Raw genomic sequence first — 25,968 nt, 5'->3', positions numbered from 1 at the left:
TAATAGAATTTGCGCGTAATTGATCGAAAAGCAGCGCGAGTGTTTGAATTATTTGCATCATCTGCATGATTTTTCGTTAAGATAAAGCCAATAAAATGAAATAAGAGCAAGCATATGATGGTGGTTTGGGGATTTATTATACTGCTCACATTGGCAGTGATTTTTCTAATCTGGCTGCAGTTCAATCAGAATGATGGTTCAGGTGTCATGGAGGGCGTGCCGGTAGAAGAGAAAGTCGCGCATCTGGAAGAAAATTTAAAAAAGACCCTGGAAATCATGCAGGACTTGGCTAAAAAAATGCATGTACAGCAGGAAGTGCTGGATCAGACTACAACCAAACTGCAGCAGGTCGAGTTGCAAAATGCAGAGCTGGTCAGCCTGCTCACCAAGGTCGTAGACCCACAGAAATAAACAGAATCCCTTTAGAAATCATATAAAGGATTCTGTTTGAGGGCTAGACAAGAAAAGTTCTTAAGACGGCTGCAGACACCATGCTGATGGCAACTGTGGGGAGCAAGCCAAAACGCGTAGCGGCAAACAGGGTTAAAGCCAAAGCGATCAGATCTGCAGGGTTGTCGCGTACAAAATACGGTGCGATGACTGAAATCAGGACACAGCCGGGCACAACGTCCATGATTTTACGCTGACGTTGTGTCAGCGTTTTATTTTTTAATAAGACATAGCCCAGAATCCGGGTCAGATAGGTGGTTGCCGCAATCAGCAGGATGGCCAGTAATGTACTCATCTCAATCATGCTTCCTCCTCACCAATCAAGAAAAAAGCAGACACAATGCCGGCTAGGGCACCTATCGGCACATACCAGCCAGCAGGCAAATATAAATAAGCCAGGGCAGCACAGATCAGGCTTACTAGCCATGGCCGGGCTGCACTCAAGCCTTTCCACATGCTTCGCATCAACACCAGAAATACAGCAGGAAAGGCCATATCAAAGCCCCAGCGGTTGATATCGCCTAAAACAGGTCCAAGCATCGCGCCCAGTGTGGTAAAACCGACCCACATCAGATAAAGACAGAAACATAAACCGGCATAGTAGGGCATGCTAAAAGCAGCCCGATAACCCCACTGCGCCTGTTTTCTTTGCGCATCCGCCAGACTTAAGGCCCAGCTTTCATCAACCATAAAAAACAGGGCCGGCAATACTTTGCGATTCGGGAGATGTTTTAAATACGGGACTAGGCTGGCACCCATCAGCAAATGCCGGCTATTCACCAAAAAGGTAATAAATAGCAGCATGAATAAATTGGGTGGACTGGTCCAGACTTCCAGAATGGCAAATTCAGAACCGCCGGCAAAATTGAGTCCAGTCAGCAAAGGCACTTCCAGCACACTGAAATTTTTCTGAATCGCAGTCGCACCTAGCACCAAAGCAAAGGGAATAATTCCTAAAAGCATAGGAATAGAATCTTTCATGCCGCGCTGAAATTCGCTGAAATCTGTATGTGCGAGCGCGGGCGTGCTGCTTTGTCTGAGCAAAAGCATGTCAGTGACCTGAGGACTTCAATATTGAACCGTATTTTATAGCGATAATCGGGCTATTTGCTGTTGTAGTGCATGCAATTTAAATTTGATTTGGAATTAAATTGCGCTAAATTGGCTTAAAGGGGTTTTAAATACTAAAGTAACAAGATGGATCAAATTGATAAACGCATTTTGCATGAACTGCAAAAGAACGGAAAATTGCAAAATAATGAACTGGCTCAATTAATTGGCTTGTCGCCGTCCCCCTGTTTAAGAAGAGTCAAGCAACTGGAAGATGATGGGGTCATTGAACAGTATGTCGCCTTACTCAATCCGCAAAAAGTCAATCTGGCGATGAGTGTATTTGCACGGGTTTGGCTTAAATCTCAAGAAGCCGCCGTGGTCGATCAATTTGTTGAAGCCATCAAGGAGATGCCGGAAGTGGTGGAATGCCAGTTAATGGCGGGAGATTGTGATTTCTTTTTAAGAATTGTGGTGGCTGATCTGGATGCCTATCGTAAATTTCAGATTCATCATTTGACTCAAATTCCCTGCATCCAAAGTGTAAAAACTGAAATTCCATTGCAAACGGTAAAAAGTACCACCGCATTGCCATTGGTCTAAAATGATTTTTTGTTTATAGCGCGTGTTGGTCATACACGATAAAACGCTGATAGTTGACGCAATTGTGGCTCATTGCATAAGAGAGTAAAAATTATAAAATTTTGCGATGCACAGCCAAAACTATCGTGCTAGACTAGGAGGAATCGGGTGTGCTCCCGATTTTTTTATGCGGATTCGTTCCGCGCTGACAAGAATTTAGGTTTACAACATGCCCATTTCAGAGACATGGTTATTACCTGATGGTGTAGCTGATGTATTACCAGAACAAGCGCAAGTCATTGAAAGTTTGCGCCGTAAATCACTGGATTTCCTTGCATCTCGAGGTTATCAGTTGGTGTACACGCCATTCATTGAATACATCGAATCTCTCTCTTCTCTCTCAGAATCGAATCAAGATTTAGACTTAGCCACTTTTAAAGTCATCGATCAGCTTTCTGGTCGTTTGCTTGGTGTGCGTGCCGATATGACACCACAAGTGGCGCGTATTGATGCACATGTACATCCAGTGGAAGGTGTGGCGCGTTACTGCTATGCAGGTACCGTTCTGCATACCAAACCACGCGGTTTTAATACCTCGCGTGCGCCTTTGCAGTTAGGCGCCGAACTGTTTGGTTCAGACAGCATCGATGCCGATGTAGAAATGGTCGATTTAATGATCAGTCTGATTCAGGAAACAGGTCTGGCAGACGGAATCCATCTGGACTTAGGTCATGTCGGCTTATTCCGCAGTCTGGTGGCTCAAGCAGGTTTGAACAAAGTTGCTGAACGTAAACTGTCTGATTTATACCAACGTAAGGCCTTGCCAGAGTTGGAAGAATTTACGGCAGAACTGAAATTTGGTCAGGACTTTTATGCACTGGGCCGCTATGCCAGCGATCTGGACGCATTACAGGCAAATTTAAGTGCTGAAGTGTTGGCGAATCCAGCCTTCAAGCAAGCTTTTGATGCCTTACAAATTACCAAAGATCAAGTTCAAGCCCGTTGGCCAAACTTGAGTATTGGTATTGATGTGGTTGAATTACGTTCATACCATTATCATACTGGCCTGATGTATGCGGTCTATGCACCGAACCGTGCAGCTGCACTGGCACAAGGCGGCCGTTATGATGGCATTGGTGAACATTTTGGTCGTGCGCGTCCGGCAACCGGTTTCTCTTGTGACTTATATGCTTTAAGCGCAGGTCAGTTTGACGCAGTACAGGTTGTGGTTGCACCTAAAGGCACTGATGCAGAACTTCTGAATGCGATTCAGAACATTCGTGCACAAGGCTTAAGTGTAATTCAGTTACTGGGTAATGATGATTTAAACTCGATTCCATATGCGACGCACCAGCTGGTGAATGTCGATGGCGAGTGGACAGTCAAAACGATTTAATGGCTTGGCTCAGTGTTCATGTCACTGAGTGGGGCTTTCAACTTTAACAGCATGATGTAATGAGGCTATTATGGGCAAGAATGTTGTGGTACTTGGTACCCAATGGGGCGACGAAGGTAAAGGTAAAATCGTCGACCTGCTCACAGATCAAGCGGCAGCGGTAGTTCGTTATCAAGGCGGACATAACGCAGGTCACACTCTTGTGGTTGGTGGTAAGAAAACTGTCTTACACCTCATTCCATCAGGTATTTTACGTGAAAACGTATTGTGCTTAATTGGTAACGGTGTGGTTCTTTCTCCTGAAGCGCTCATCAAAGAGATGGACATTCTTGAAAAAGAAGGCGTTCCTGTTAAAGAACGTTTACGCATTTCTCCAAACTGTCCACTTATCCTGCCAAACCACATCGCACTTGATCAGGCGCGTGAGAAAAAACGTGGTAATGCGAAGATTGGTACGACAGGTCGTGGTATCGGTCCTGCATACGAGGATAAAGTGGCACGTCGTGCAGTACGTGTTGCTGACCTGGTACGTGGTGGTGAACATCTTACAGCTCAGCTGACTGAACTTCTGGACTACCATAACTTCCAGTTAACTCAATACTACGGTGTTGAAGCAGTTAAACTGGAAGATGTGCTGGCACTGTGTGACGAATGGCGTAAGGTTGTTGCTCCACTGGTTGTGGACGTAACTACTGAGTTGCATAACTACCGTAAAAACGGTGACAACATCATGTTCGAAGGTGCGCAAGGTTCACTTCTTGACGTTGACCACGGTACATATCCGTATGTAACTTCTTCGAATACAACTGCTGGTGGCGTAAGCTCTGGTTCAGGTCTGGGTCCTTTGCACCTTGACTATGTACTGGGTATTACTAAAGCGTACACAACCCGTGTAGGTGCAGGTCCATTCCCAACTGAGTTGGTGTATGACGCTGCAAATGACACAGGTGATGCGATTGGTAAACACCTCGGTACGATTGGTAATGAATTTGGTGCCTCTACTGGCCGTCAACGTCGTTGTGGCTGGTTCGATGCTGAAATTCTACGCCGTTCAGTCGATGTAAACTCACTTTCTGGTATTTGCCTGACTAAACTTGACGTTCTAGACGGTTTGGAAGAAGTGAAAATCTGTGTAGGCTATGAAGCTGCAGATTCTGGTTGTGTCGGTTCTTCTGATGCGCTTGCATTCGAAACTTTAAAACCAATTTACGAAACAATGCCAGGTTGGTCTGAGTCAACTTTCGGTGCAAAATCGCTGGATCAGTTGCCACAAGCTGCATTGAACTATGTAAAACGTCTTGAGCAACTGATTGAATGTCCAATCGACATCATTTCAACGGGTCCAGACCGTGAAGAAACTATCGTTCTTCGCCACCCGTTTGATGCTTGATCTTCATTTGATTAAAGCTTGAATGATAAAACCCATCTCCGGATGGGTTTTTTATATCCAAAAACTATAAATTTGGCTCAAGACTAAAGTTGCATCGGTGCTGTGACAAAATGTGCTTTAACATAGCCATATATAAAGAAAGAAAAAATGAGCGAAAGGATGCAAAAAAATATATCGGCGACCATGTTTTATTCATTGTTGTTCGCCATGGGCGGGGCACCCACCATCGCTATGATGATTATTCGCGCGCAAACTCAAAATCCTGAGATTATTTATAATGCACTGGTCGGCCTGAGTGTCATTATTGCCTGTGTGCTGGTGCCTGTTATTTTATTGCAAAACACCTATTTATTTTTTAAACGTAAAGATGAAATTCTGGAACAAAAAATAAAACCCTTAAGCCAGGTTTATCTGGGCTTGAACATTATCTGTCTGATTTATTGGTTGGCGATACAGTACTTGGCTTAAAAATTACAGAATTTATAAGAAGATGGAGTAATTAAGCGTTTAGCTCCTGTATGCTTTCACTTATAATTTTTACAATGTAAATTAAGCTTGGGCTAAGGTAGAGTTGATTATAATGAAGAATAAATTTTTATTGGGTATGGCGGCTGCCGCAGCCGTGACATTGTCGGGTTGTACCACTATTGCGGATATTGCCGGGGCTGATTCTGCGACCTTAAATGCATCTGCGACACAAAGCTATAATGCTATGGTGACTGATGCCAGAAATAAAGGTCAACTGGACACCAGTTCAGCGACCTATAAACGTATTAATACCGTATTTAACCGTTTAAAGCCGATTGCGAACCAAATGAACCAGACTGGTACAGCATTCCAGTGGCAATTGGCTGTGCTCAAGTCCGATCAGGTTAATGCCTTTGTTGCACCGGGTGGTAAAGTGGTATTTTATACCGGTATTGTGAATAAGCTGAATCTGACCGATGCTGAAATTGCAGCAATTATGGGTCATGAAATGGTGCATGCCTTAGAAGAGCATTCTAAGCAGAAAATTGGTGCTCAGGCGCTCACCGACCTGGCTTTAGGCATTGGTCTGAATGCAGCTGGTGTAGGCCAGGGTGGCGCAGCAGCAGCGCAATTAGGAAGTCAGATCGGGATTGGCCTGCCATACTCGCGTAATCTGGAAAGCCGTGCTGACCAGGGTGGCTTGATGCTGATGGCACGTGCAGGTTATAACCCGAATGCAGCGATTACCTTGTGGGAAAAAATGAACAAACTCGGTGGCAGCAATGGCGCAACCTTCCTGTCTACGCATCCATCGAACAGCCAGCGTATTGGACAAATGCGTCAACAGTTACCAGCAGCCATGCAGATTTATAATCAACGCAAATAATCCAGCGATTATTCTCTAAAGGGATCTCTTGATCGGATTTAAACAGCAGGGCCATGGTCCTGCTTTTTTATTCTCCATTTTAAAATGAATATTTTGGCGGCAATAAAAAAGGCAAAGTTTTCACTTTGCCTTTTTTACACTTGATCAGAAGATCTTAGTGCTGGTGACCACCTGCACCGTGTACGTGACCGTGATCTAATTCTTCTTGAGAAGCTTCACGAATCGATACAATTTCAACTTCGAAAGTCAGGTCTTGACCAGCAAGCGGGAAGTTCGCATCTACAACAACATTGTCGCCTTCAACTGCTTTAACAGTTACGATTTGCACGCCGTCATCAGTTTGAGCTTGGAACTGCATACCTGCTTGAATGTTGTCTACGCCTTGGAACATTTGCGCAGGAACTTCTTGTACGAGGTCAGGGTTATATTCGCCATAACCTTCAGCAGCAGGAACATTAACAGTGAATTTTTCACCCACAGTTTTGCCTTCTAACGCGTTTTCTAAACCTGGGATGATGTTACCTGCACCGTGCAAATAGGCAAGTGGTTCACCTTGAGATTGGTCGAGAGTTTCACCCTCTGCGTTAGTCAATGTGTAGTGGAAAGAAACCACGAGGTTATTTGCAATAGCAGTCATGTGAATTGATCCATTCAATTTTTTAAGGGTACATCATAAAGTGAAATTGCATTTTTGTAGACTAAAATTAGCAAAAAAACGCAATTTGACAATTTTATTGACGATTTTTTCATTGATTGGGCCAAATTCTGGAATTTCAATGCAATTTCAGCTTTGGAGAGATTTTTCGTGTAACTAAATCTTTTGCAGTCAAAATACCGGCATGGGCATAACCATGAATGGTCGCCTGATGAATCCGGTATAAAGAGACATACATTGTTTTGGCGACAAAGCCTTGCACATTGACCTGACCCAGCAATTCCCCCACAGCTTTATTCTGACTTAAGGAAATCAGGGAGCCCTTGTCAGAAAATTTAAACATCGGCAAATAGCTATCTCCATTGACATGGGCTTTTAAAGCATTGGCCAGAAAGCTGGCTTGCTGGCTGGCCACTTGAGCACGCGGCCCTAATACCGGTTGATCTGCCGCAGGCTGGCAATGCGCACAATCACCAAATGCAAAAATACTTGGATCAGATTTGGTTTGCAGCGTGGCATAAACTTTGAGCCGATGAATATGGTCTTTTTCTATATCGTCGAGTTGTGCCAAGACTTCCGGTGCTTTGATCCCTGCAGCCCAGACTTTGATTTCAGCATCCAGACTGGAACCATCGGCAAAATAAATCTTGTCTTCATCGACCTTGGCCACTCGATGACTGGTCAAGACTTCAATACCGAACTGTTCTAACTGTTTCATGGTATTTGCAGCAACTTTAGGCGAGAGTGCAGTCAGAATACGATCCGCGGCTTCAATCAAGGTGATTTTGACTTTGTTGGGATCGACCTTGTTTAAGCCATATTGAAAGAAATTCTGTTTGGCTTCTACCAGCTCCGCTGCCAGTTCTACCCCAGTCGCACCGGCACCAATAATGGCAATATTCAGCTCACGGCTTGAAGTCTCATGTTGAGCATTTAAATACAGGTGCAGCAGATCCTGCTGAAAGATATCTGCCTGCTGACGGCTGTCGAGAAAATGACAGAACTGTTTGACCCCTTCGGTATTAAAGTCATTTGAGGTTGAACCTAAAGCCAGTACCAGTGTGTCATAGCCAATGCGCTGATTTTTCTTGGGCTCACTCTTTTTAGAGAAATATTCTGTTTCGACGATGATCTGTTTCGCTTCGCGATCCAGACCGGTGAATGTCCCCAAAACAAACTCATAATGATGCGCGGCAGAATGGGCAAAATAATTGGTTTCTTGCTGATGTGGATTTAAGGTACCTGCGGCGACTTCATGTAGCAGCGGTTTCCAGAGATGTGTCAGTTTTTGATCGACCAGAATAATCTGGGCTTTGCCGTTTTTACCCAGGCTATCACCCAGTTGTGTCGCCAGTTCCAGACCACCAGCGCCACCACCCACAATCACGATTTTATGTACTGTCATGCGTTCTTAACCTGTTTATTTTTTTAATAAAAATAAGAGAAATAGAGAGAAAATATACTATGGCATGTGCTAAATCGCGTCTTGATTAAAATTGTTATACACATTACAAAACGTAGCAATTCTGTGAGAGCGGGTAATAATTGCTGCGTTCCGGGCGGGGTGCCTCATTTGGGATGAATCATGAATCATGAATCAGCTAGAAGATGAGAGAAGATGTCTTCTAGCTTCAACAGGAATTGCTGGATATTGAGAGGGATTATTGATCTAGAGGATACAGTTTTACGCCGGGTGTCGAATCTGAAAAGAAACTGAATAAACCTTGCAGCCAGCTAAAGAACTTCTGCAACGGGTTGGCTTCTTCAATTTCGACATGATCTTCAATTTGAATGGTGCGAATTAACTGATTATTTTGATAAATCTGAATCGTGGCCAAAGGCATCATGCTGGCTAAGGGCGCAATGAGTTCAGATGCCTTCATTTCAACATTGATATGGGTCTGGGTTTCCTGAAGTGGCTCGATACTTTTTAAAGCGCCATCACCTGTATTTAGCATGACGCGCTGATGGGCCTGATCAAACTGATTCAGGTCAATGCTATAGCTCTGATCATAAAGCGAGGTAGTAATAATCTGCGGCTGCTTGGTTTGCACTTTAAACATTTTTAAAGTGGATTTAATCACAGGCAACTCAGCCAACAGTTGCTGATCTTTGATCGCGACTTCATTGCGGGTATAGGTATAAGCCAGATTCATCAGTTTATGCGATATCTCAGCGCGCTTTGTGGCGCTTTTAGTGCCTAGCACTACCACAATCAGACGGCGCTTCGGCATTTCAAAGTCTGCTGTAACACGATTGGCTGTCAGCGCCAGGTTATAACCGGCCGCACGGGTAAAACCGGTTTTTAAACCATCTACGCTTGGGTCGACCTGAAGTACACGGTTGGTGGCACGATGGAAATGCTGGTTATAAGTGAAACTTGGCTGTTTGGAATAATACAGATAATCCGGGGTTTCATTCACCACCGCCATAGAGAGTCGGGCCAAATCGGCAGCAGTCGAATAATGCTCGGGCATGGTAATGCCGGCCGGATTCTGGAAATTGCTATGCTGCATGCCCAGTGCTTTGGCTTCCTGATTCATCCGCTCTACAAACTGGGGAACACTCCCCGAGATTTTCTCAGCCAGCGTCAACGCTGCATCATTGGCAGACATGATAATCAAACCCGCCAGAAGCTGATCGACTGTAATCAGATCACCTTCTTTCAGATACATCTGTGACTCATCCCACATGACATTTTTAACCACAGATGTGGCAGTTAAAACTTCATTTTTATCTAATTTTCCGGCCTCAATTTCCTTTAAGGCAATATAAGCCACCATCATTTTGGTCAGCGAAGCCGGCGCACGTTGCACATCGGCATTGTGTTCTGCAATGACTTGACCAGACTGTGAATCCAGAATAGTCCAGGCTTCAGCTTCAACGCTTTCAGGCAGAATATTGAGTAAGGCAGCATGTGAAAATGCAGAAATAAATAAGCTGAATACCGCAATCAGTGAGATGATGTATTTCAAGGATGTTCCTTAATAACCCGTCGGGCGTTGAACGATTAAATTTTCAGGCATGCTATGCCTTTTTTATACAGATAGCTAGTCGTAAATGTAGACAAATAAGACAGCTAAACCATCTTGGCTTAAAAAATGCTAAGCTAAGCTATACCTCATTTATTTTCATTTTATATCGCCCATTATGTTGCATTATCAAATCGAATTTGACGATTATCGTCAGCACCTTATTCACGTGACTGTTCGCTTTCTGGCAGACCCGACGCAGATCTTATCATTACCGACCTGGATTCCGGGAAGTTATTTGATTCGAGAGTTTTCCAAACACATTGAGGCGGTCAAAGCTTATGATGAAGATGGACGTCAACTGCAAATCCAGAAATTTGAAAAGAACAAATGGCGTTTATTCAATACCGATCATGAGCTGATTACGGTTGAATATGATGTCTATGCCTACGACCTGTCTGTTCGTGGTGCATATGTGGATCAAAACCGTCTCTATGTCAACCCGGCCTGTGCATGCTTGGGGCTAGAAGGTCAGGAAAATAAAGAGATTGAATTAGAAATCTTCCTGCCAGATGAGTTAAAGCATTTCCAACTGGCAACCGGCATGCAATCCAAAAGTCTGGTCAAGGGCCGTTTCACCCTGAAAGCCAAAAACTATGCTGAATTGATTGATGCACCGTTTGAACTGGCAGAGCAAACCCGTTTCAGTTTTGAAGCGAATGGTATTCCGCATGAGTTTGTGGTGTCCGGCAAGCATGCGATGAATGCAGCACGTATGCAGCAGGACATTGAGAAAATCTGTAGCACAGAAATCTCCATGTTCGGTTCAGCGCCATTTGCTGACTATACTTTTATGACCATGGCAACCGGAAATAGTTATGGTGGTCTGGAACATCCAAACTCGACCAGCCTGATTTCACCGCGCGATGACTTGCCGAAGGCCAATGAGCCTGAAGAACCTTCCAAAGATTATCAGCGTTTCCTCGGCCTATGTAGCCATGAATATTTCCATTCTTGGTTGGTGAAATTTATTCGCCCTGAAAATTTTGTCAATTATGATTTGAACCGTGAAGGCTATACGTCTTTGCTGTGGATCTTTGAAGGCTTCACTTCTTATTATGATGATTTGATTTTGCTACGCAGTGGCGTGATTAACCAGGAATCATATATTGCTTTATTAAAAGCGCAGATTGATCGTTACTTGCAGAATCCGGGTCGTGCGATTCAGTCGGTGTCTGAATCCAGTTTTGATGCCTGGGTGAAATTCTACCGTCAGGATGAAAACTCGAATAATGCCGGCACCAGCTATTACAACAAAGGTTGTTTGGTTGCATTGTGCCTAGACTTAGGTTTGCGTTTACGCGGTTCAAGTCTGGATGCCTTGATGCGCCGTTTGTATGAAAATGCACAAAAGGGTGTTCAGGTACATGAGCGGACGATCTTTGAATTATGCAAAGAGCTGACCGGTGATGATTGGTCAGAGCAGATTAATCACTTGATTAATACCACAGATGAATTGCCACTGGATCAGTTATTGCCTGAGTTTGGTATCGGTTATAACCTGAAAAATGACAAGTCATTGCCTTTCGGTTTAAAACTGGTAGATAAGCCGGAAGGTGTACTGGTTCAGTCGGCGCGTCGTGATAGTACTGCTGTAGTAGCTGGCCTTTCTGCCAATGATGTGATTATTGCCGTTGATGGTTTAAAAGCAACGATGAAGTTAATGGAAAGTTATGCAAAACAGGAAGGTGTTTATACCATGCATGCTTTTCGTCGTGACGAGCTGATAAGCTTTGAAGTTCAGGCAGCTGGTTCTGAACTGACCGAAGTTGAACTGAAAATTGAAGATCAGACTAAAGCTGAAAAGTGGTTGAAAGCTTAATTAAATTTCAAACTTTAAAAACCGATGCTTAGGCATCGGTTTTTTATTGCATCAAGTTTTGAAAATTATCTGATGATCAGTCGAGACGTACCGCGGAACTCTGCCACAATTTGATCATGCTGATTTATCACCTGAATATCGTAAATTCCACTACGGCCACTGCTGGCCCTATGTTCTGCTACAGCAGTCAATGTATCGCCAAGAACTGCCGGTTTTAAGTAATGAATTCCACAATGCTGACCAACAGCCGGATGTTCACCTGTATTACAGGCAATGGCAAATGCCGCATCTGCAAGCGCGAAAATCACTGCGCCGTTACAGGTCTTGTGACCCTGTAAATGTTGTTCAGTGACTTTCAGCGAAATTTTTGCGTGATTGTGACTATAAGCAACAAGGTGTGCACCAAGATGCTGGATTAATCGATCCTGATTAAACATCTGGTTGACTTGCTGATCCATTGCAAAGCTCCTTGTTTGAGATACGTTTTATTTTTAAATTCATTTAATATGAGTCATGAATAGCATTCCAGCACAAGAATAACAAGTAAAAGAATAAGGCCCAATAAGATGGGCCTTAAGTGAAAGAGCTTAGTTACCGCGATAAGTCGAATAACCATAAGAGCTCAATAACAGTGGAATATGATAATGCTCTAAAGCACCATCAATCATAAAGACCACCGGTACTTCAGGGAAGAATGTCCGCTGATTATTGGCCTTAAACCAGTCACCCGTTTTAAAGGTCACTTTATAAATACCCTTTTGCAGATTGGTATCTTTTGGATATAGCTCTTTAATACGGCCATTTTGATCTGTTTCAGCTTCATTGAGCTTGACCCATTTCTCACCTTGCTGTGCTTCCAAAGTAACTGCAATATTTGCGGAAGGTAAACCTGTTTCCTGATTCAGAACATGCACACTAAGTGGATTCTGTGCAAAGGAAAGCGTGGCTGCGGTGCTCGCAAGGGTTGCTAGCAGGATTTTTTTCATGTTGTATTCCTCAGTAGATGGATGAAGTAATATTGAATAAAAGAAACCAATAAGACTTATTTAAATAGATTAAAGCTGTTTTAAAGTGCTTTGAATGCCGCTATTGGCACATTGATGATCCTGTTCCGAACCGCCTGCACCCGCAACACCTACAGCACCTAAAATATGATTCTGGTACATAACAGGTACACCGCCGCCCAGTAACAGCAGTTCAGGCAAACTATTCAGGTTCTGTGCGTCCGGATTGTTCTGGGCATTGCGCATAAAATCCAGCGTACTGGTTTTCGTTGAATACGCGGTAAAGGCCTTGCGTTCTGCTGCGATCAGGTTGTGAATGCCGACAGATTCATGGCGTTGACTAGCCAGCAGATTACCACCCTGATCCAGAACCACGACTGCTGCGGGCTTGGCCTGTTTCTGGCAGGCCAACATGACATTGCTGGCCATAAGCTTTGCTGCTTCTAGCGACATGACTGGTGCTGTTTTTAATTCTGCATGTGCCAGTGAGCTGAGTAGTAATGAGCTGCTGAACAAGGCTAGGGTTGTTTTGGCGATTGAATTTTTCATACTTGTCATTCATGCAATTGAATACTGTTGCTATTGTAGAAAGAAATACGCCAGTGCAGCATGACAATCAGATTACCAATTTGTAATCTAGGCATAGCTAAAAACAGCTAAACTACTGACATGCATATTTTAATTGTAGAAGATGAAGTCAAGATTGCTGAATATCTGGCAAAAGGACTGAGTGAGTCAGGTTATAGCACGGCCATTGCTGAAAATGGCGTGTTGGCATTGGCCTGTTTGCAGCAACAGTCATTTGATCTGGTACTGCTGGATGTAATGCTGCCAGATCTGGACGGCTGGCAGGTGCTGAAAACCTTGCGAACTTTTAGCCAGATTCCGGTATTGATGCTCACTGCACGCGATCATGTGCTGGATCGGGTGAAAGGCCTGGAGCTTGGCGCCGATGATTATCTGACCAAACCTTTTTCCTATATTGAGTTACTGGCCCGGATCAAAAGTCTGTTGCGCCGTGTGCCGCGACTGGAGCAGGAGGCCTATCAGGTTGCAGGTCTGGTATTGAACCGCCTAAAGCATGAAGTATATCGTAATGAACAAAAGATCGAATTAAGCCAGAAAGAATTTGCGCTGTTGCAACTGTTGATGGAGCATCAGGGGCAGGTGATGACCCGGAGCCAGATTGCCTCCATGGTCTGGAATATCAATTTTAATACCGATACCAATGTGGTGGATGTGGCCATTCGCAGGCTGCGGAGCAAAATTGATGATCATTACACGCCAAAACTGATTCATACCGTACGCGGTATGGGTTATAAACTTGATGAATACCCATGAACAATCCTATCTTATTACCGCTGGCAACACGCTTGAGTATTGCGTTTGCATTGGTGTCCTGCGTGGTTTTTTTGAGTGTGGCGTTACTGTCTTATCAAAATATGCAACAGATGATTCAGGCTCAGCAGGATCAGGCACTGGCTGCACGTATTTCCCGAATTGAAATATTTCTTGAAGATGCCCAGAGTTTCGAGCTTTTGGTTCAGCATCCCAAATTATATGAAAACATGCTGGGGCAAGAAGATAATCTACTGCTGCTGCAACATCAGAATAATCGCTTGATTGAAATCAATCCTTTGCAGATTCATATTCCGGCATTGCACTATACCTCTGCCTTACAGTTTCAGAATAATCAGGCTGAACAGCCTTCGACACGACTGGCTTTTAAACAGGTGCAGTTTGATGGTCGCAGTTATCAACTGGTGGCTGGTAAGCAGCTGGCAGAGGGACAAAGGATACTGGCAAGCTATTTATCAAAACTGGTGCTCTATAGTCTGCTTGGCATACTGCTCTCGACCTTGATGGCCTGGCTGGCAGGACGCTATATTCTCAAGTCCATGCGCCAGTTGATGCTGGCTACAGCACAGGTCAATATTCAGCAGCCCAATCAGCACATCGATGTTCAGAGTAATACGCTTGAGGTTCAAGAGCTGCGTCAGGCCATGAACGATATGCTCGCTAATATTCAGGCTGCGTATCAGCAGCTGGCACGTTTTTCTGAGGATATTTCACACGAACTTCGCACCCCATTAAACAATTTAATCGGGCAGACACAGATTCTGTTATCGCGGTCGCGCGAACCTGCTGAACTGGAAAATCTGCTCTATTCCAACTTGGAAGAATACGAACGCCTGAGCCAGATGATTGAAAGTATGCTGTTTATCGCCCGGGTAGAACATGGCGGATATGCGATTGAAAAACAGCATTTCAATCTAAATGACATGCTGCAAGAATTGCTTGAGTACTTCAGCTTTCTGGCCGAAGAGAAGCAGATGCATTTAAAAGTGGATGTTCCGCCAGATTTAAGTCTGACAGCCAGCACCGTATTGTTACAGCGCGCAGTCGCCAATCTGATCAGCAATGCCATTACTTATGGTCAGCCTGGGAGTGAGATTATTGTGTCTGCACAGCGACTCAACCACAGGATTAAAATATCAGTGTTGACGCCAGAAGTCTGGATTGCAGAGCAGCACCATCCGCATTTATTTGAGCGTTTTTATCAGATCGATGACAGCCGGCACGAAAAAGCCCAGACGGGTGGTCTGGGCCTTGCCATTGTACAGTCGATCATGCAGCTCCATCAGGGGCAGACAACTGTAGAAAATACACCGTCTGGCGTGATCTTTAGCCTGTCCCTACCTGATGAGCAGACTGGGTTTTAACCACGACCGCGTCCGCGACCACGAGGTGCTTTGGTATTTGGACGAGTTGTACCATTGGTACGACGTTTCGGCTTTTCGCTTTCGTCCATTTGCCAGATACGTTTGGTACCTGATTTTTTCACTGAACCATCTTTGTTCTTGCGAACCATTGGCTTACCACCCGTACCACCCGGTTTTTTCACATAAGAACGTGAACGGTATGGCTCCTCAGCAGGAACATTCTGGAAATCTGGATAAAGTAAAGGTTCAATTTCTTTGGTTTCACCCGGTTTAATATCCATACGTACAAGGTCAATATCACCAATTTTAGTACGGATTAAACGCAGTGTAGGGAAGCCCACCGCAGAGGTCATACGACGAACCTGACGGTTACGGCCTTCACAAATTGAAATCTCAACCCAAGACGTTGGGACAGATGCACGGAAACGTACAGGAGGATTACGCTCCCACAACCATTCCGGTTCAGATACTTTTTCAGCTTTGGCTGGAAGGGTCATGCCATCTTTAAGTTCCACACCTTTACGAAGCTGCTCAAGTGCTTCTTCGGTGACATCACCATCAACCTGCACCATATAGGTTTTAAACTTTTTATTGGCAGGATTGGTGATGTACTGGTTCAGACCACCGTGATCTGTTAAAAAAACCAGACCTTCTGAGTCCATGTCCAGACGACCAGCAAGACGTAAATCTTTGTCGTCGATGAAATCAGCCATGGTTTGGTGTTTTTCATCTGGGCGGAATTGGGAGAGGACGTCATAGGGTTTGTTTAAAATGACGATTTTCATAGGAAATAACTTCTATAATTACATAAACTTAAAAAATGTAGAGGCTTATTTTAAAGGGAAATTTGGTTATTTCCCGTATAAATCTCAAAAACAACGAATCTGGATTAGAATATTATGCGTTAAGAACAGTTGAAAGTATTGCCTAATTGGCAATTATTTTTAGGTTTGTCAGTAGCATTCGGAAAAATATGAAGAATAGAATATCAAAAGATCGTAGTACCTGCGGATGGTGCCAAATTACCGTTAATGCAAACCTGTCCCTCAACCTAGCAAATAATCCAATTGTCCCATGTATCAAAGGGAATGAAATTGGTGCTGATATTACACCAACGATGCAGGCTGTGGTAGATGTTGCAGTTTAAAAGCATAGAGTAGTAAGCCCTCAAATGCTTGGATCAGATAGATATCGAATCTGTCAGAAGTAAAAAAGGTTATCAAGTTAATCAAAGAGAAAAAATGGACATGACTAGAATCACCTTGAACTAAATTGTGCGTTAAACATGAACTACTAGAAAGAAGTCCTGACCTGATCATAAAGAAGATTTTAGCTATAAAAATAGCCAAAGAGCGAACATTCACGCAGTCTTGCGCTGGAGGTCAAGCGCAAGACTGCGAGCTTTTTTTGAATTTGATCATCCTACTATTGCAGATATACTTAACTCATTAAAGCCTGATTCTCCTAATTAAAACCTATATTAATCGCAGGTTTCTCAGGGGATTAAATTTTCTTAAATTCTGATTGATAAACGCCCAAAAGTTAAAATGAGTATCAAGCTGCAACTTTGCGTAAAGATTGTAGTGAGCCAGAACAGGATTTGTTCTGAGTTGAATCACTTAGCCAACCTATTATTACATTGACGTATTTGGATACAGCTCGATGATTGGCATATTTTCCAAAAACGTTAGAGTGATCAATGGAACTTCCAGTGATAGAGACGTTTCTCCGAAGGAGTACATAATATGGCCAAATCTAAAGCGAAACATAAGCAGGTCCAACAAAAGGACAAGCAGGACAGCGCTCAGAATGAAGAGCAACAACAGCAACAGCAACAACCAGCCAAACCCTCCCGTGCAAAAAAACGTAAGTAATTCCTAGCTACCTTCCATAACAACGCCCTTACATAAGGGCGTTGTTATATCATTGATTTTATAAAAATATCATTCAAAAAATTACAAGATTACGACTTTAAATTGTGCTGTTCTGCTTAAGATAAAAACCATCTTTCTAAAATAAATGCGAATAATATTGGTGAAATTTTTTCGGATTTTAAGCTTAATTTTATCTGTATGCTTTGTCTTGACCGCCTGTCAGCCACCACCTTCAGGTGAAGCAGCAGGATGGAAAAGTCCTTATCTTTATTGGCAACTGAAAAAGACTCAATTAGAAGCACCGTTACAGATTCCGGTCGAAGGTATTACAGTCCGTCAAATTAATGATACGTGGGGTGCCGCGCGCAGTGCAGGCCGTAAACATGAAGGGACAGATATTTTTGCTCAGCGTGGCACACCTGTCTTAAGTGCCACCCAAGGGATTGTACGTAAAATTGGCACCAATAATCTGGGCGGGAAAATTATTTGGGTGACAGGGCCTAATATGAGTCAGCATTACTATGCGCATCTGGATGATTATGCTGAGCATATTCAGGAAGGCGACTGGGTTGAAGCGGGCGAAGTGATTGCCTATGTCGGCAATACTGGAAATGCCAAAAATACTCCGCCACATCTACATTACGGGATTTATCTGAGCGGGCAAGGGGCGACCAATCCATATCCTTATTTAGTGCCTTCTCCTTGAGCAGAAACTGGATGGGAGTGTGTTTCAGGAGTGAATCTGGCAGGACGGGTACACCAGAATAATTGCAATGTTCCTAATAAAAGAACAAATGCAGCTAATATGAACTGTTGATGATAGCTCAAGCCAAAATATTGCAGCGCACTAAAACTGAGTCCGCCAATCAGCTGAACAGAGGCGAAACACAAGGTGGCAATGCTCCAGAGTTTTTTATACGCCAGCCCATACAGTTGCAAAATGGTATAAGAGGTCAGGAAGACCACAGCAGGGTTTAGCATGCCGGTCAAAAAGGAAGAGCTCAACGTGAGCAATGCTTGGCCCTCTAGAGTCGCAATAAAAATAGCCACAATATAAAGACTATAAAGAATTTTTAGGGCAGCAAAATTACCGAATTTTCTGGCCAGTGCATAAGCACTGAAGGCACCTAAAGCACTACCAAATCCATAAAGAATCCAGTTGAAGTTAATCCAGAACAAGCTCAATTCCAACTGCTGGCTTAAATAATCAATCCAGAAGAGCGAATGCGGTATATAGGCAAAGGCGCTACACGCGTAGACAGCCAGTAAGCTATAAAAGACGCTATTCAAAGATATCTTGGAGGTAGTCGAAGGTGCTTGTACGGACAAATAAGGCTTAAATTTTTGGATAAGTCCACTTAAACATAGACAAATGAGCAGGGCAAAGCCACATAAGATCAGCCAGGCAGTCTGTATGGAAATCTGATCCAGATAAGGCAGAAACAGGGTTGCAATTAATACACCTAATCCGATTCCGCTAAAACCGATAAAGTTGATTTTAAGACGATCCTGAAGCTCACAGCACTGCGCGACTACACTCGGCGATAAGATCATCATCAGCCCGCCGCTGATTCCTGAAATCACGCGCCAAAAGATATACCAAACTTCAGAGAAACCAGAAAATGCACAGCACATCAGACTGAACATACCGGCAAAAGCTGAAATTTGAATATACCTGCTCATACTGCGGTCTTGAGGCAGACGCATGGCGGTATAGGCACCGATTAAATAGCCCAGTAAATTGGCACTGCCCAAAAGCCCTGCAAAATCTGTACTCCAGCCAAAGGCTTCTCGTGTACCCGGTAACAGCGCAGTATAAGAGAAACGAAGAATGCCAATCCCCAAGCACATACTAAGGCAGAGAAACAGGCTGAGTTTAATTGTGTGTGAGGACATCCGTGTACTCATAAAGTTTTATATTTGGTTAAAAAATAACATGAATCTTCGTGATTAAGGAGAAATCACTTGATAAGAAACCGTTGAGTGCAGGAATTTGTGCTTCAGGAAGTCTTTGTACTTTTTAAAATGTTATAAGTCGAAACTTTGAATATGGAGAGAAATAAAAAAACCGCATTCAGAAATGCGGTTTTTTTATGTTGTCTATTTCAGGAGTTAACGCATCTTGGCAAGGAAACGGCCAACACGGGTAAGCGCTTCACGCAGTTCATTTTCAGCCGGCAGGAACACCACACGAAAATGATCCGGTGTCGGCCAGTTAAAGCCTGTACCTTGAACCAGAAGTACTTTCTCGGCACGTAACAAGTCCAGCATCAGCTTTTCATCGTCCTGAATTGGATAAACGTTCGGATCCAGTTTCGGGAAGCAATACATCGCACCCTCAGGCTTGACACAGGACACCCCAGGAATCTCGTTTAGCATTTCCCAAGCGATATTACGCTGTTCATACAAACGGCCACCCGGACGAATCAGGTCATTAATGGACTGATAGCCGCCCAGCGCAGTCTGAATTGCATATTGCGCCTGATGGTTGGCACACAGGCGCATAGATGCCAGCATATCCAGACCTTCGATATAGTCTGCTGCACGTGTTTTATTGCCAGTAATGGCCATCCAGCCAGAACGGAAGCCAGCAATACGATAAGCCTTTGATAACCCGTTAAATGATACACAAATCTGATCACCTGCCAAGGCAGCTACAGCGACATGCTCGATACCGTCATAGATGATTTTGTCATAGATTTCGTCAGCAAATAAAATCAGGTCATACTTCTTGGCCAAGTCCACGATCTGTTGCAAGACATGACGCGGATAAACCGAACCGGTCGGGTTGTTTGGATTAATAATCACAATACCACGGGTATTTGGCGTGATTTTACTTTCCATATCGACAATGTCTGGATACCAGTGATTTTCTTCATCACATTTATAATGAATCGCCGTACCGCCAGACAGATTGACTGCCGCAGTCCAAAGCGGATAATCCGGCATTGGAATCAGCATTTCATCGCCATCATCCAATAGACCCTGCATGGCCATGACAATCAGTTCAGAGACACCATTACCGATATATACATCATTGACGTGCATATCCAAAATGCCTTTTTGCTGGTAATACTGGCAGATCGCCTTACGTGCCGGGAAAATCCCTTTAGAATCTGTATAGCCAATGGCATTTGGCAGATTTAAAGCCACATCATTGATGATTTCTTGTGGTGCTTCAAAACCGAATGGGGCGGGGTTACCGATGTTCAGTTTGATAATCTTATGACCCGCTTCTTCCATCTCGATGGCCGCTCGTAACACAGGCCCGCGAATGTCGTAGCAAACATGCTCGAGCTTAGACGATTTCTTAATTTCGCGAGGGGTTTGGAGAGTGTTCGGCATTTTGATGTTCTCGGAAAGAGTGGAGGTCACTTTTGCATAACGGTATAAATAACTTTTAAATGTCTCAGTTGTTACCAGATCGAGATGATGTTCATCTCTGAGTAAAGCAACAATTCTTTCATGGGTGAATCCTAGCTGTTGATACTGTTTAATCACAGGTAACAGATTTTTAAAAATCACGCTCTTTTTTTGCGACATTTTTTAATCCTGAGCAAGAATATGACTAAGCTTAACACTAAATTTGCTCACAAAAAAGCATTTAGTACATAAGTTGCTTACTTTGTTTCCGCATATTTGCTTACTTTTTGCTTTTTTGGCTATTATAGGTCTTTTGTAAATTGTTAAATAAACACTAGAATTTTTAAATTGAATCACGTAAATATAGGATTATCCTATTTTAAATAGCAAGATAAAAAGGTACGCAATCATGGGAAAACTCAATAAAACAGACAGAGAATGGCAAAGAGAGTTATCACCTGAAGAGTTCCGTATTACACGCCAAAAGGGAACCGAACCCGCATTTACCGGGAAATACTGGAATACCAAACAAGATGGTGTTTACGTATGTCGCTGTTGTGGTGAACCTTTATTTACTTCAGAAACCAAATTTGACAGTGGTTGTGGCTGGCCAAGCTTTTACCGTCCCCTGAGCAGTTCAGTCATAGAAGAATTACCTGATACTTCACACGGGATGGTCAGAACTGAAATTGTTTGTCATCATTGTGACGCACATTTAGGGCATGTTTTCCCTGATGGTCCAGAACCGACGGGCTTACGTTATTGTGTAAACTCGGCTTCTTTAGAATTAGAAACACAAGAAAAAAATGATGAGGAAACCTATCCATGACCAGCATTTATCAGTTTGAAGCTGAATTGTTAGATGGTAAAAGCAAACAGCTTGCAGATTATGAAGGCAAGGTACTTTTAATCGTGAATACAGCAAGTAAATGTGGCTTTACCCCACAATTCTCAGGATTAGAGAAGCTTTACGAGAAATATAAAGATCAAGGTCTGGAAATTTTGGGATTTCCATGCAATCAGTTTGGTGGTCAAGATCCGGGTTCCAATGAACAGATTGGTGAATTTTGCCAGAAGAATTACGGGGTATCTTTCCCGATGTTTTCCAAGGTGGATGTCAAAGGCCCTGAAGCGCACGCCATTTTTCGCTATTTAACCAATAATTCCAAAGGTATTTTAGGCAATGGAATTAAATGGAATTTTACCAAATTCCTGATCGGCCGTGATGGCAAGGTATTGAACCGTTTTGCTCCGACCACCAAGCCTGAAGATCTTGAAGATGAAATTGCAAAAGTGTTGTAAGACTCTGTGTTATTTTCTCAGTATGAGATAAAAATAGAACTCATCTGATTTCAAGTAAAAAACCCACTTTAAACCAGTGGGTTTTTTAGTTTTGATTAAAACTTAGAGGATGGCTTTCAGGCGTTGAATGACTTCTTCACATTGCGCCAGATCGGCCACAAGTGCTAGACGTACATGATTTTCACCCGGATTACCCTGTTCAGTATCGCGGGATAAATAACGACCCGGAAGTACTTTAATATGTGCTTCTTCCATCAGGCGTTTAGCAAAGGCTTCATCATTGTCAACTTTTAACCAGTAATAGAAACCTGCATCCGGTTTTTTGAGTGGCAATAAATGTCCGAGTTCCTGTTGAAATAAATCAAACTTGGCACGGTATTGCACCCGGTTTTCTTCCACATGCGCTTCATCATCCCAGGCAGCGATTGAAGCCAGTTGATGTTGTACCGGCATCGCTGCGCCGTGGTAAGTACGATATTGCAAATAAGGTTTTAACAGGCTGGCATCACCGGCAACAAAACCTGAACGCATACCCGGAAGGTTAGAGCGTTTAGACAGTGAATGGAACACCACGCAGTTTTTATAGTCATCCCGGCCGATTTCAGCACAAACTTCCAGTAAACCTACAGGTGCCTGATCAAACCACAGCTCCGAATAGCATTCGTCTGAAGCAATCACAAAGTTATATTGATCCGACAGGGCAATCAGTTTTTTAAACTGTTCTTTAGACAGCACTGCACCGGTTGGATTGCCCGGAGTACAGACAAATAACAGTGCCGTTTTTTCCCAGACTTCTGCCGGAACAGCATCAAAATCACCAAGGTAGTTATTTTCTTCAGTACAGTTGATGAAATATGGTTTTGCACCTGCGAGCAGTGTTGCACCTTCATAAATCTGATAAAACGGATTCGGCATCACCACATAAGGTGCCTCTTCACGATTTACCAAAGCCTGTACAAACGAGAAAATCGCTTCACGCGTACCAGAAACAGGCAGGATATTGCTGTCTGCACTGATGCTATTTAGCTTAAAACGGCGCGTCAGCCATTGAGCAATACTTTCGCGTAGCTCAGGCAGGCCTTTACTGTTTGGATACGTCGATAAATGTTTAAAGTTATCGATAATCGCTTGTTTCACAAACTCCGGTGCAGGATGCTTCGGTTCACCAATCGACAGGGGAATTAAAGGCATATTTGCAGGCTGGATATCCGCAAAAAGCTGATTTAACTTTTCAAACGGATAAGGATGCAGTAGAGACAAGCTAGAGTTCATGAATAAGTAACCGCGTTTTAATGTGAGTGTTGACTACAAACCTGATGAGAGGCTTCATCCAGCGCAGTTTTAAGTGCAGCTGCAAATTCAGCAGATTCTCCAGGTGTCATAGGGTTGCCATCTTTTTTAGTGACAAAGAAAATATCTTCGGCACGTTCGCCCAGTGTGGCAATTTTGGCAGAGTGGATGTCCAGGCCTTGCATCATAAATAAACCACCGATTTTGGCAAGTAAACCAGGGTGATCAAGGGTCGCAATTTCGACCATATTCTGATTCAAGGCAGGATTGACACTAATCTCGACTGTATTTTCAATATCGAAATGACGTAGTTGACGTGGAATCCGGCGCTGCATCAAGCCCGGATATTCATCAGAATGACTCAAGGCATCTTTAAGGGCTTCAATCACTGTGGCTTCGCGTTCAGGATCAGTCAATAAAGTACCAAAACGGTCCAATACCACGTAGGTATCCAGACTGAAAGCTTTAGTGGCAGTAATAATTCTTGCGTCTTGTACATCCAGATTCATGCGATCCAGAATAGCCACCGTAGTGGCAAAAAGGTTGGGTTGATCCTGCGTATAAATAAAGATCTGTACCGCATCCTGCGCATATTTACGGTGCGCCCGCATCAGCACCAGTGGAGCAGGATTGTCGCCGTGCTGTAAGATGGCACGGGTATGCCAGGCAATTTCATCTGCTGTTTCTTTTAGGAAATAGTCATCACCAAGTTCCTGCCAGACTTTTTCTACTTCATCCAGTGAAAAGTCCTGAACCAGAAGTTCGCTGGCCGCAAATTTGGTATCTTCAATCAGCATTTGATAATCAACCGGACGACCCAGACCGGAACGGATTACATCGCGCGCCTGAGTATAGAGCTGGCGCATCAGGGAAGCGCGCCAGGTATTCCACAGCTTCGGATTGGTGGCGTTAATATCGGCTACCGTCAGGGTGTATAAATAATCCAGATGCTCCATGTCGCCCATTTTTTCTGCGAATTCTTTGACCACATCCGGATCGGAAATATCTTTTTTCTGGGCGGTGACAGACATTACCAGATGATTCTGGATCAGCCAGGCCACCAGGTTGCTTTCACGTTCGGTAAAACCGTGACTACGGCAGAATTTAATCGCATCGCTGGCACCAAGTTCACTATGATCACCGCCACGACCTTTGGCAATATCATGAAAAAGAGCTGCCAGATATACAATGTCACGACGGGTCAGGCGCTGGAACACTGAACTGACCACAGGAAATTCCTTGGCAAATTCAGGTGCTTTAAAGCGATTTAAATTGCGTAGCAACAATAAGGTATGTGCATCGACCGTATAGATATGGAACAGGTCATATTGCATTAGGCCCAGAATTTGCCCAAAGGCCGGGATGTAATTACCCAGTACGCCATAACGCTTCATCGTCACCAGGGTGTCGTAGAGTCGATGCGGTGAGCGGATAATCGCCATAAACAGCGCCTGATGCACCGGATTATCACGAAAATCCTGATCAATGCGTTTTCCTGCCAAGGTCAGCAGGCGTAAGGTACGCGCACGAATGCCCTGAATTTCAGGACGATTGGCCAACAGGTAGAAAATTTCCAGAATCGCGCTTGGATTTTCCGAGAAAATCTTGTGATGCTGAACTGCTAACTTGCCATCGACCAGTTTGAAATTTTCATTAATTTCCTCAATCTGGCGTTCATATTGCGGTAAACGTGGGGTAATCACAGATTCATTGAAGTAGGCCAGCAGCATTTCATTGAGTGTAGAGACTTGCTGTGCGCTGCGATAATAGCGCTTCATAAACTGTTCAATTGGATAGTTCGGATGATGCGCCTCATCACGCACATAGCCGAATTTAGCCGCAATATCACGCTGATAATCAAACAATAAGCGGTTTTCATCGCGCTTGGTCAGGCGGTGCAGATGATGGCGAATTTCCCAGAGAAAACTTTCAGCTTCTTCGAGCACGCCCAGTTCAAATTCAGAAATAAAACCCAGATGTACCAGATCATAAATCCGGTTGACGCGGAAATGTCGTTTGGCAATCCAGCCGATCTGGTTGATGTCGCGGATACCGCCCGGCGCATTTTTAATATCCGGTTCCAGATTGCTTTCGGTATTGTTGTGCTGAGCATAGCGTTTATGCTGCTCATCCATTTTGGCATCAAAGAAGGTTTTATCGGTCCAGGTGCGTGACACGATGCGCCGTGGCCATTTGCACAGGTTCTCATTGCCAATAATCAGGCGTGCTTCGATTAGCGTAGTGGCAACGGTGAGATCACTACTGGCTTGACTGACACAATCATTGATGGTACGCACGCTGATCCCCGGTTTGAAATTACCGACATCCCAGAGTAATGAAATGAAGGTAGAAATCAGCTGTTCCTGCTCTGGACTAATCTCGTCTTCTGACAGGATCATGAGGTCGACATCAGAATAAGGCAGCATTTCACGGCGACCATAACCTCCGACAGCAAACAGGGCCAAATCGGTTTGATCCAGTTCGGCATATTTCCAGAGAAATTGCAGTGCTTCATCAATCAGATTGGAACGTGCCAGAATAATATCCCGAATCGGCTGTCCATTTTCAAAACTCTCCTGTAGCTGATTTTCGACATCACTACGCCATTGATTGATGGCTTTAATGTCATGGTTACTTTTAATGTAATTCAGCAGAGGTAAGGTATTGATCATGAACAGTGG

Annotated in this window: 26 protein-coding genes and 1 pseudogene; 14 read left to right on the top strand and 13 right to left on the bottom strand. The window is 43.8% G+C overall.

Features of this window, described 5'->3' with window-relative positions:
* The first annotated feature begins 114 nt into the window (after positions 1-114).
* On the top strand, positions 115-411 hold the full coding sequence (locus FTU45_RS09430) for a hypothetical protein (RefSeq protein WP_159138600.1): 297 nt from the start codon (positions 115-117) through the stop codon (positions 409-411).
* Positions 412-454: 43 nt separating this feature from the next.
* On the opposite strand, the gene FTU45_RS09425 is transcribed toward FTU45_RS09430, so the two are convergent.
* Both FTU45_RS09425 and FTU45_RS09420 read right to left on the bottom strand, forming a co-directional pair.
* Positions 455-754 (bottom strand): AzlD family protein, encoded by a 300-nt coding sequence (locus FTU45_RS09425; RefSeq protein ID WP_005170250.1) that lies wholly within the window; start codon positions 752-754, stop codon positions 455-457.
* Positions 751-1,500, bottom strand: coding sequence for an AzlC family ABC transporter permease (locus FTU45_RS09420; protein ID WP_074383298.1), 750 nt, complete (start codon positions 1,498-1,500; stop codon positions 751-753). The genes FTU45_RS09425 and FTU45_RS09420 overlap by 4 nt, the downstream gene beginning before the upstream one ends.
* Positions 1,501-1,647: 147 nt before the next feature.
* Between FTU45_RS09420 and FTU45_RS09415 the strand changes: the two genes are divergently transcribed.
* The 5 genes from FTU45_RS09415 (at position 1,648) to FTU45_RS09395 (ending at position 6,222) form a co-directional block, all read left to right on the top strand.
* Positions 1,648-2,103 carry an Lrp/AsnC family transcriptional regulator gene (locus tag FTU45_RS09415; RefSeq protein WP_004645552.1) on the top strand — a complete coding sequence of 152 codons (456 nt, stop codon included), beginning with the start codon at positions 1,648-1,650 and terminating at the stop codon, positions 2,101-2,103.
* A 208-nt stretch (positions 2,104-2,311) separates the two neighbouring features.
* The gene (locus FTU45_RS09410) at positions 2,312-3,478 is read left to right on the top strand and encodes an ATP phosphoribosyltransferase regulatory subunit (RefSeq protein ID WP_180076314.1); all 1,167 of its coding nucleotides are present in this window, start codon (positions 2,312-2,314) and stop codon (positions 3,476-3,478) included.
* A gap of 70 nt (positions 3,479-3,548) precedes the next feature.
* Positions 3,549-4,868, top strand: coding sequence for an adenylosuccinate synthase (locus tag FTU45_RS09405; protein ID WP_180076313.1), 1,320 nt, complete (start codon positions 3,549-3,551; stop codon positions 4,866-4,868).
* A gap of 159 nt (positions 4,869-5,027) precedes the next feature.
* Positions 5,028-5,336 carry a hypothetical protein gene (locus tag FTU45_RS09400; RefSeq protein WP_180076312.1) on the top strand — a complete coding sequence of 103 codons (309 nt, stop codon included), beginning with the start codon at positions 5,028-5,030 and terminating at the stop codon, positions 5,334-5,336.
* A gap of 112 nt (positions 5,337-5,448) precedes the next feature.
* The gene (locus FTU45_RS09395) at positions 5,449-6,222 is read left to right on the top strand and encodes a M48 family metallopeptidase (protein ID WP_005097433.1); all 774 of its coding nucleotides are present in this window, start codon (positions 5,449-5,451) and stop codon (positions 6,220-6,222) included.
* Between the two features lie 154 nt (positions 6,223-6,376).
* Here FTU45_RS09395 and slyD read toward each other — a convergent pair whose 3' ends face one another.
* The 3 genes from slyD to FTU45_RS09380 form a co-directional block, all read right to left on the bottom strand.
* On the bottom strand, positions 6,377-6,859 hold the full coding sequence (gene slyD / locus FTU45_RS09390; RefSeq protein ID WP_005097432.1) for a peptidylprolyl isomerase: 483 nt from the start codon (positions 6,857-6,859) through the stop codon (positions 6,377-6,379).
* A 136-nt stretch (positions 6,860-6,995) separates the two neighbouring features.
* Positions 6,996-8,282, bottom strand: a complete 1,287-nt coding sequence (locus tag FTU45_RS09385) for an NAD(P)/FAD-dependent oxidoreductase (RefSeq protein WP_180076311.1) — start codon at positions 8,280-8,282, stop codon at positions 6,996-6,998.
* A gap of 256 nt (positions 8,283-8,538) precedes the next feature.
* Positions 8,539-9,852 carry a D-alanyl-D-alanine carboxypeptidase PBP6B gene (locus tag FTU45_RS09380; protein WP_005170266.1) on the bottom strand — a complete coding sequence of 438 codons (1,314 nt, stop codon included), beginning with the start codon at positions 9,850-9,852 and terminating at the stop codon, positions 8,539-8,541.
* A gap of 175 nt (positions 9,853-10,027) precedes the next feature.
* Here FTU45_RS09380 and FTU45_RS09375 point away from each other — a divergent pair, with 175 nt between their 5' ends.
* The gene (locus FTU45_RS09375) at positions 10,028-11,731 is read left to right on the top strand and encodes a M61 family metallopeptidase (protein ID WP_180076310.1); all 1,704 of its coding nucleotides are present in this window, start codon (positions 10,028-10,030) and stop codon (positions 11,729-11,731) included.
* Positions 11,732-11,796: 65 nt separating this feature from the next.
* Here the strand turns inward: FTU45_RS09375 and paaI are convergent, their stop codons facing one another.
* The 3 genes from paaI to FTU45_RS09360 all read right to left on the bottom strand — a co-directional run bounded on the left by paaI (position 11,797) and on the right by FTU45_RS09360 (position 13,284).
* The gene (gene paaI / locus FTU45_RS09370; RefSeq protein WP_180076309.1) at positions 11,797-12,189 is read right to left on the bottom strand and encodes a hydroxyphenylacetyl-CoA thioesterase PaaI; all 393 of its coding nucleotides are present in this window, start codon (positions 12,187-12,189) and stop codon (positions 11,797-11,799) included.
* 129 nt (positions 12,190-12,318) lie between these two features.
* The gene (gene uraH / locus FTU45_RS09365; RefSeq protein ID WP_100355846.1) at positions 12,319-12,717 is read right to left on the bottom strand and encodes a hydroxyisourate hydrolase; all 399 of its coding nucleotides are present in this window, start codon (positions 12,715-12,717) and stop codon (positions 12,319-12,321) included.
* Between the two features lie 69 nt (positions 12,718-12,786).
* A complete protein-coding gene (locus FTU45_RS09360; RefSeq protein ID WP_100355845.1) occupies positions 12,787-13,284 on the bottom strand; it encodes a heme-binding protein in 498 nt (165 codons plus the stop codon).
* Between the two features lie 120 nt (positions 13,285-13,404).
* On the opposite strand from FTU45_RS09360, the gene FTU45_RS09355 reads away from it, so the two are divergent.
* Together FTU45_RS09355 and FTU45_RS09350 are read left to right on the top strand one after the other, a co-directional pair.
* Positions 13,405-14,076: a heavy metal response regulator transcription factor gene (locus FTU45_RS09355; RefSeq protein ID WP_005097421.1), complete on the top strand. Its 672-nt coding sequence runs from the start codon at positions 13,405-13,407 to the stop codon at positions 14,074-14,076.
* On the top strand, positions 14,073-15,458 hold the full coding sequence (locus tag FTU45_RS09350; protein ID WP_100534789.1) for a heavy metal sensor histidine kinase: 1,386 nt from the start codon (positions 14,073-14,075) through the stop codon (positions 15,456-15,458). Before FTU45_RS09355 ends, FTU45_RS09350 begins: the two co-directional genes overlap by 4 nt.
* Here FTU45_RS09350 and FTU45_RS09345 read toward each other — a convergent pair.
* Positions 15,455-16,243 carry an rRNA large subunit pseudouridine synthase E gene (locus tag FTU45_RS09345; RefSeq protein ID WP_005170277.1) on the bottom strand — a complete coding sequence of 263 codons (789 nt, stop codon included), beginning with the start codon at positions 16,241-16,243 and terminating at the stop codon, positions 15,455-15,457. The two genes, FTU45_RS09350 and FTU45_RS09345, sit on opposite strands and share 4 nt — an antisense overlap.
* Positions 16,244-16,438: 195 nt before the next feature.
* On the opposite strand from FTU45_RS09345, the pseudogene FTU45_RS15470 reads away from it, so the two are divergent.
* The 3 genes and pseudogenes from FTU45_RS15470 to FTU45_RS09340 all read left to right on the top strand — a co-directional run.
* Positions 16,439-16,602, top strand: a pseudogene (locus FTU45_RS15470) (NADP-dependent isocitrate dehydrogenase); the annotation flags it as partial.
* Between the two features lie 601 nt (positions 16,603-17,203).
* Complete coding sequence (locus tag FTU45_RS15465; protein WP_005170281.1) at positions 17,204-17,332, top strand: hypothetical protein; 129 nt, start codon at positions 17,204-17,206, stop codon at positions 17,330-17,332.
* Positions 17,333-17,477: 145 nt separating this feature from the next.
* Positions 17,478-18,038: a M23 family metallopeptidase gene (locus FTU45_RS09340; RefSeq protein ID WP_005097411.1), complete on the top strand. Its 561-nt coding sequence runs from the start codon at positions 17,478-17,480 to the stop codon at positions 18,036-18,038.
* On the opposite strand, the gene FTU45_RS09335 is transcribed toward FTU45_RS09340, so the two are convergent.
* Together FTU45_RS09335 and FTU45_RS09330 are read right to left on the bottom strand one after the other, a co-directional pair.
* Positions 18,017-19,228: a YbfB/YjiJ family MFS transporter gene (locus FTU45_RS09335; protein ID WP_005170284.1), complete on the bottom strand. Its 1,212-nt coding sequence runs from the start codon at positions 19,226-19,228 to the stop codon at positions 18,017-18,019. The two genes, FTU45_RS09340 and FTU45_RS09335, sit on opposite strands and share 22 nt — an antisense overlap.
* 216 nt (positions 19,229-19,444) lie before the next feature.
* Positions 19,445-20,875 (bottom strand): pyridoxal phosphate-dependent aminotransferase, encoded by a 1,431-nt coding sequence (locus FTU45_RS09330; protein WP_100357731.1) that lies wholly within the window; start codon positions 20,873-20,875, stop codon positions 19,445-19,447.
* A gap of 229 nt (positions 20,876-21,104) precedes the next feature.
* Between FTU45_RS09330 and msrB the strand changes: the two genes are divergently transcribed.
* Together msrB and FTU45_RS09320 are read left to right on the top strand one after the other, a co-directional pair.
* Positions 21,105-21,524: a peptide-methionine (R)-S-oxide reductase MsrB gene (msrB, locus tag FTU45_RS09325; RefSeq protein ID WP_005097408.1), complete on the top strand. Its 420-nt coding sequence runs from the start codon at positions 21,105-21,107 to the stop codon at positions 21,522-21,524.
* The gene (locus FTU45_RS09320) at positions 21,521-21,997 is read left to right on the top strand and encodes a glutathione peroxidase (RefSeq protein WP_180076308.1); all 477 of its coding nucleotides are present in this window, start codon (positions 21,521-21,523) and stop codon (positions 21,995-21,997) included. The genes msrB and FTU45_RS09320 overlap by 4 nt, the downstream gene beginning before the upstream one ends.
* 102 nt (positions 21,998-22,099) lie before the next feature.
* Here FTU45_RS09320 and dapC read toward each other — a convergent pair whose 3' ends face one another.
* The gene (gene dapC, locus FTU45_RS09315; protein ID WP_004278945.1) at positions 22,100-23,269 is read right to left on the bottom strand and encodes a succinyldiaminopimelate transaminase; all 1,170 of its coding nucleotides are present in this window, start codon (positions 23,267-23,269) and stop codon (positions 22,100-22,102) included.
* A 17-nt stretch (positions 23,270-23,286) separates the two neighbouring features.
* Positions 23,287-25,959 (bottom strand): [protein-PII] uridylyltransferase, encoded by a 2,673-nt coding sequence (glnD, locus tag FTU45_RS09310; RefSeq protein WP_159516039.1) that lies wholly within the window; start codon positions 25,957-25,959, stop codon positions 23,287-23,289.
* Positions 25,960-25,968 lie beyond the last annotated feature (9 nt).

Source organism: Acinetobacter sp. YH12106, from assembly GCF_013418995.1.
GTDB classification, from domain to species: Bacteria; Pseudomonadota; Gammaproteobacteria; order Pseudomonadales; family Moraxellaceae; genus Acinetobacter; species Acinetobacter pseudolwoffii.
This window is presented reverse-complemented; position numbering and strand designations above follow the sequence as displayed.